The 6,632-nt window shown below is 39.7% G+C and carries 3 protein-coding genes; all 3 read right to left on the bottom strand.

The features are described 5' to 3' along the window. Window positions 1–768 precede the first annotated feature (768 nt). Entirely contained in the window at window positions 769–1,920 is a 1,152-nt protein-coding gene (locus Q0C11_RS14055) for a glycoside hydrolase (protein ID WP_293009020.1), read from the bottom strand. A gap of 648 nt (window positions 1,921–2,568) precedes the next feature. Continuing rightward, entirely contained in the window at window positions 2,569–3,723 is a 1,155-nt protein-coding gene (locus Q0C11_RS14050) for a glycoside hydrolase (RefSeq protein WP_293009018.1), read from the bottom strand. Between the two features lie 496 nt (window positions 3,724–4,219). Beyond that, on the bottom strand, window positions 4,220–5,383 hold the full coding sequence (locus Q0C11_RS14045) for a glycoside hydrolase (protein WP_293009016.1): 1,164 nt from the start codon (window positions 5,381–5,383) through the stop codon (window positions 4,220–4,222). Window positions 5,384–6,632 lie beyond the last annotated feature (1,249 nt).

The following is a 6,632-nucleotide window of genomic DNA, read 5'->3' as shown; positions in this document are numbered from 1 at the left end:
ACTGGTACTACGAAAAATTCGAAGAATTACTTCAAAAGGTTATCTGATGAACCTAATGGGGCCAGTAAATAAAAAACGTTAACATCTTGAGTGTTTAATATCCCCATTGAGTATTTCCTAGTGCAATCTCTTTTTTGAATACTGTTTTGTTTGTGATCGGAGAAATTTGTGATCACTTTTCAGAATAAAACTTTATCAAAGAAGATAATGATCACTATACTGCAGAGGGAAATTTTTGAATTCTAGAATAAATACAGAATGTTGGCTTTATTAAGTGGCAATATAATTGTTTTTCTTATCATAAGCTTGATAATAATTGTCGGAAATATCGGCAATTATTGCCTGATAATTAGGCGTATAAAGCTTGTGCAAGGACTGTTATGTTGCTGCTAGAGTACAGAAATACTGCTCTACAAATAAGACATAAGTATCTGCACAACGCGAGTGGATATCGGCAGAGCTGAAGGTGAGCGTCTGGAAGGTGATTTTCTGGCATGATTTTACAGGGTCGATCTACGATTTATTGCTAGTAATCCCGGTTTGATAGGGGTGGTGAATTCTTAGCTGCTAGAATGGATAAGTGTAATCAGATAATTTTTATGGGTGGTTCTTAATGGATTAATATATCAAACACAAGATTAGTTTGCCGTGTTCGGTAGTCGAGCTAGGCGACACTTCTCGTACTTGATGTATATCTGCCCTGACAATCACTACGTTAAATCGGGTGATTGTCAGGGCAGATCGTGATTACTGTATATCAGTAAAATATTAATTCCATATACAGGAAGGATATGCCTTTGGACAGGCAGATCTTAAGCCACCGGACGGAGTGCTAGTTTGCCTTTTCCAGCGCATTACCTCTAAAACTTGATTGACATACTTAGGGATGCGTTGCCAGAATATATAATTGGACTTTAAATCATCGCGTGCGAATACAAGAAGCTCCTGAACTGTTGGCACATGGCCTTTTTTATCGCCGCGCGTATTTAAATAATTGACTTTCTCAACTGTCGGCGCGATAGGTACAACGCCTGAAAGTTGAGAGAAATACTTGTAAGCGCCTTGGGGAGAATATTGATTACCACGAAAATTCAACCCTGGTTCATCAGGATACACATCCGGACAACCGAGTGCCCCCCCCATTTTTACCATCGCTGAAGTGATTTGCTTGAGATATTCGCGTGGATAGTTGATCTCTTGAATCGTCATGGTGTTGGGGAAAAATGTACGCATTCTCTGCTGTACGATGATTAAATTGTCAAACCATTTGTCAGCCTGAACCTTTGTTAACGGTTTTGCCGCTTGTCCCATGGCCGTTTCTATCATGCCGATACCTTCAACATTCGGGTGAGAATTGTAGCGCTTACCCAGTGCCCGGTATAAGGCTATCAGACGGTCACGCACATTGGGATTCCATAACTTAATATTATGGCCGTCTATAGTTTTAGATCCCCAGTCTCTGAATGCAAATACTCCGCCTTCATATTTAGGAGCCTTCAAATAATTTGGAATGAGCTTCCAATCAGCCTCGAATGATTTTGTCTGCACCTGAATAACCAAGCGTTTGTTCATGCCAGTGAGTTTGGCAAGATGCTTGTCGATGGATGAGAAATCATATACGCCGGGAGATTTTTCCAGCCAGCCCCATAAGTACCGTAGTTGCATTCCACGCAATGCAGGCGTTGCTTTTAGTTCTTTATAAACTTTTGCCATGTAGATCGGGTCGTCATTAGCCCAATTCTGTATCGTGTAATAGTGGCCGGGATGCCATTTTATTCCGCTGCTCGGGGCTGCACCTGCTATTCCCCAAGGAGCTAGTGTCATGCAGATGACGAATAATGCTGCAATGGATAGAGCATTTATCCGTCGGTTCATAGTGGGTAAGATAATTCTCGATTTCATGAAGTTTTTTCTATTCATGTATGTTTCCTTTGATGAGTTCTTGAAAATTGTTGTATTGCTTAATATTTGAGGCTTGCTTCAGTAGATTTTTTAGTTCATTTGATACAACCTGCAAATAAAATATTCTTCGTTTTAATTACATATGATCACCTCCCTTGAGTTTTTCTTAAGGCAATCTCTGGTTTCGACGAGTATTGTTCTATTTCTGTTTGGAGAAATTCATGAGCGCCTTTCAGAAAGGCACTATTCAGAAAATAATACTTACTAAATCGAGCCTGAGAATTTTTGAATGCTGCTGCAAAAGCAGAAGATTGGTGCTATCCAATGTTCAGATGATCGCTCTTATTCTCTTCGGCTTGCCTGCCAAGCTATGCTGAAACTGTGTTACACAAAATTATCTTTGGGGATTTTTACAAGAATTATTTGTGTTGCTGATCATTTTCATGAGGATATGGACATATAAATATCCACAGAAGCATCGACTTAGGGCTACTAGAGAGGCGGTAGTCTTGGTGCCTGTTTTATCAAGCAGGTAACTTTCTGGCGTAACATTAAAGGGCTAACTACCAACGACTTATCTGTAGTAGTTCAGACCTGAGCCGACAGTTACGGAATTTGGTGAAGTGTTTGTCGAATCCGGTCGTGACTACTACAGATATAAAGTAATTAATTCTTTATGCACGAAGCATAAGCACTCGGGCAGGCTGCTTTCAACCCCCCTGAAGGAGTGGTTCTTTGAGTTTTAAAGCTCATTACCTCTAAAACTTGATTGACATACTTGGGGATGCGTTGCCAGAATATATAATTGGCTTTTAAATCATCGCGCGCGAATACTAGAAGCTCCTGGATGGTCGGTACGTGGCCTTTTTTATCACCGCGAGTATTTATATAGTTGACCTTCTCAACTGTCGGAGCGATAGGTATAACTCCTGAGAGCGCAGAAAAATGATGGTAAGCACCTTTGGGATTTCCAGAAAAATGTAGACCGGGTTCATCCGGATAGACATCCGGACAACCGAGTGCCCCCCCCATTTTTACCATTGCAGTTGTGATTTGTTTCAGATAATCGCGTGGGTAGTTGATTTCCTGAATCGTCATGGTGTTGGGAAAAAATGTGCGCATTTTCTGATGCACAATGATTAAATTGTCAAACCATTTATCGGTCTGTGCTGTCGTTAATGGTTTTACCGCTTGCCCCATGGCCGTTTCTATCATGCCAATACCTTCAACATTCGGGTGTGAGTTGTAGCGCTTACCCAATGCCTTATGTAAGGCTATCAGACGGTCACGCACATTAGCATTCCATAACTTAATATTATAGCCGTCGATAGTTTTAGATCCCCAATCTCTGAATGGAAATGCGCCGCCTTCATATTTTGCTGCCTTTAAATAATCCGGTATGAGTTTCCAATCAGCTTCAAATGACTTTGTCTGTACCTGAATAACCAGGCGTTTGTTCATGGCGGTAAGTTTGGAAAGATGCTTGTCGATAATGGAGAAATCATAAACGCCCGGTGATTTCTCCAGCCAGCCCCATAAGAAACGCATTTGCATTCCACGCAATGCAGGTGTCGCTTTTAATTCTTTGTAAACCTGTGCCATGTAGATCGGGTCATCATTAGCCCAATTTTGAATGGTGTAATAGTGACCTGGGTTCCATTTTACTCCAGTGGTTCCGGGAGGTAGTGGCGCTGCTTGTACTGTTCCGAAAGAAGTATGCATTATGCATAGAACGAATAAAGCTACAATGGATAGAGCATTTATTCGGTAGTTTATGATCGGTAAGATAATGTTTCGTTTCATAAAGTTATCAATTTTCATATCAGATTCCTTGGTTGTGTATGAGCAGGTTATTGTGTCGTTTAAAATTTGAAGAAATGTTTTGAAAGGTATGCCGCAATCTGCAAATGAAAATTGTCTACATATGATTACCTCCATTGAGTTTTTCTTACTGCAATCTCTTTTTCTGAGTATTGTTTTATTTCTGATTGGAGAAATTCGTGAGCGCCTTTCAGAACTGCATAATGTAGAAAAGATAATGCCTGCTATTCAAAGTTGGAAAGTTTTTTAATGTTGAACTAAATAAGTTGTTAGCTCTTAAGATTTCGTTAGAGTTCGATTGTCCTACTTATCATATAGTTACTTTTTATGGGATACGAGGTGCGTAATCCTATTAATGAAGGCCTCGTGCGAAAATTGCTTGGGTTGCTTACAAAATAAGTACTTTCCAGAATACCGCGTATGCATCCCACAAAAAGTATTGCTTAGTGCTATTAGGTCCCCAGTGATCTGGTAGCGACTACTACTTACTATAAGATTAATTCCTTATACAAGAAGAATAAGCGCTCGGGCAGGCTGCTGCCAAGCCACCTGATGGTGTAGTTTTTTGATTGTTATAGTTCATTACCTCTAATACTTTATTGACGTATTCTGGAATGCGTTGCCAAAATATGTAATTGGATTTTAAATCATCGCGTGCGAATACAAGTAGTTCTTGGATAGTTGGTACGTGACCTTTTTTATCGCCGCGCGTATTTAAATAATTGACTTTCTCAACTGTCGGTGCGATAGGTAGAGTGCCCGAAAGTTGAGAGAAATACTTATAAGCGCCTGGAGGAGAATATTGATCTCCAGGAAAGTTTAACCCTGGTTCATCAGGATAAACATCTGGACAGCCGATAGTTCCTCCCATTTTTACCATCGCTGAAGTGATTTGCTTGAGATATTCGCGTGGATAGTTTATTTCTTGAATCGTCATGGTGTTGGGAAAAAATGTACGCGCTTTCTGTTGCACAATGATTAAATTGTCAAACCATTTATCAGCCTGAGCCGTTGTCAGCGGTGTTACCGCTTGCCCCATAGCCGTTTCTATCATGCCGATACCTTCGAAATTTGGATGAGAATTGTAGCGTTGACCCAATGCCTTGAACAAGGCGATCAAGCGGTCGCGTACATAGGGATTCCATAATTTAATGTTTCGACCATCAATGGTTGTTGAGCCCCAATCTTTGAATGGAAATGCACCACCTTCATATTTAGGCGCTTTTAAATAATCCGGTATGAGCTTCCAGTCAGCTTCGAATGATTTTGTCTGTACCTGAATAACCAGGCGTTTGTTCATGGCAGTGAGTTTGGCAAGATGCTTGTCGATGGATGAGAAATCATATACGCCGGGAGATTTCTCCAACCAGCCCCATAAATACCGTAGTTGCATTCCTCGTAGTGCGGGCGTTGCTTGTAGTTCTTTGTAAACTTTTGCCATGTAGATCGGGTCGTCGTTTGCCCAATTTTGAATGGTGTAATAATGGCCTGGATTCCATTTCACCCCAGTGGTTCCGGGGGGTAGTGGCGCTGCTTGTGCTGATACCCAAGGAGCAAGAATCATGTGCATGATAAATAATATTGCTATGGATGTGGCATTTGTTCGTTGCATTATATTCGATAAAATAATATGTGATTTCAAGAGATTATCTCCATTCATGTAAGATTCCTATGATGAGTTTGAAGAGGTTGCTGATACTACCTAAAATTTAATAAATTGCTTCAAAAAGTTATCTAATTCACTTGATTTTGCTTGTGAATGAAAGCTATTATTTGCGCCTTGGATTTCTTAAATAACACCCTTCATTGAGTTCCCTTGTGCAATAGCTGCTTTCGAGTACTGTTCTATTTCTGATCAGAAATTGAGATTCTAATATAATCATTTTATTTATCATAGAGTTGTATGTTTTTTGGAAAGTGTGGTCGCAAACCTAAACATGAAGATCTTGAGCCATAATCTCTTCAGTTACTGACAGTACTCCCCCGAATACTGCGTGCGAATTCCACAAAAGCATCACTTAATGCATTTAATCTGTCGGTAGATCTGGTGACTTTTCTAGGTGAAATGTTAGAAGCTTGTGTTTCCTAACATAGTATTACAAAGCCCGTCGACCAGTGATTTATCAGATTTAATAAATTCCCAGGCGAAAAAATCCATTTTAAGCAGTTATATAAATTAATTATATTAAGCTATAGCTTGATGATGGCTGATTTCGTGAGCCGAGAAATTATCTCGAGGCGAGAGTTGAATTTGAGCTGTGTAAAATGAGCAAAAGACCATATTTATATGTGTTTGTTACTATGGCTATTTCTTCGACTCAAAATTAGCTATTACAATTAGATTTATTATTTGAATAACTTATCAATATCAGCCAGCCATTAATACTGCCATCTGCTCACAACATACTCGCATCACCAAGTAGCTTGATAGATTAAGCTTTTATGTCGCTGAATTTCTTTCATAAAGAAGTGACGATATTACGTAGGCCGCTAATGTTCCGGTCACTGTAATCACTGCGGATTTTTCCGTCATTAATTTCATTGTGGTTTTCCTTTGAAAATTAAATTCTCATCAATTTAGTTTTTCCTAATCCTGATGGGTGACATCAAATACTGCGAGATATTTTCCCGCACGTCAGTACTATACGTGGGAATATTGACCACGTCAAGAATTATAACAATTATTTTTGTTAGTAATGTTAAGTGGTATATATGTTTGAATTCAGTTTGTTATATATTTTATGTTGAGTTACTTGTTTTTAGTGGGTGACCTAGCAGGCCGTTGAAAAGCCCACCGAGTCGGGTAAAATTTGATGGAACCCACTCACCTCATAAATCATGCGCGGAATTGAACACTCGCAACAACAGCTTTTTAGCTATGTCAATCTGGAAGAACGGATCCCTGTCAA

The sequence above is a fragment of the Nitrosomonas sp. genome (assembly GCF_022842015.1).
Taxonomy (GTDB): Bacteria; Pseudomonadota; Gammaproteobacteria; order Burkholderiales; family Nitrosomonadaceae; genus Nitrosomonas.
Note: the sequence above shows the minus strand (reverse complement) of the source record. Positions and strands in the feature narration are given on the sequence as shown.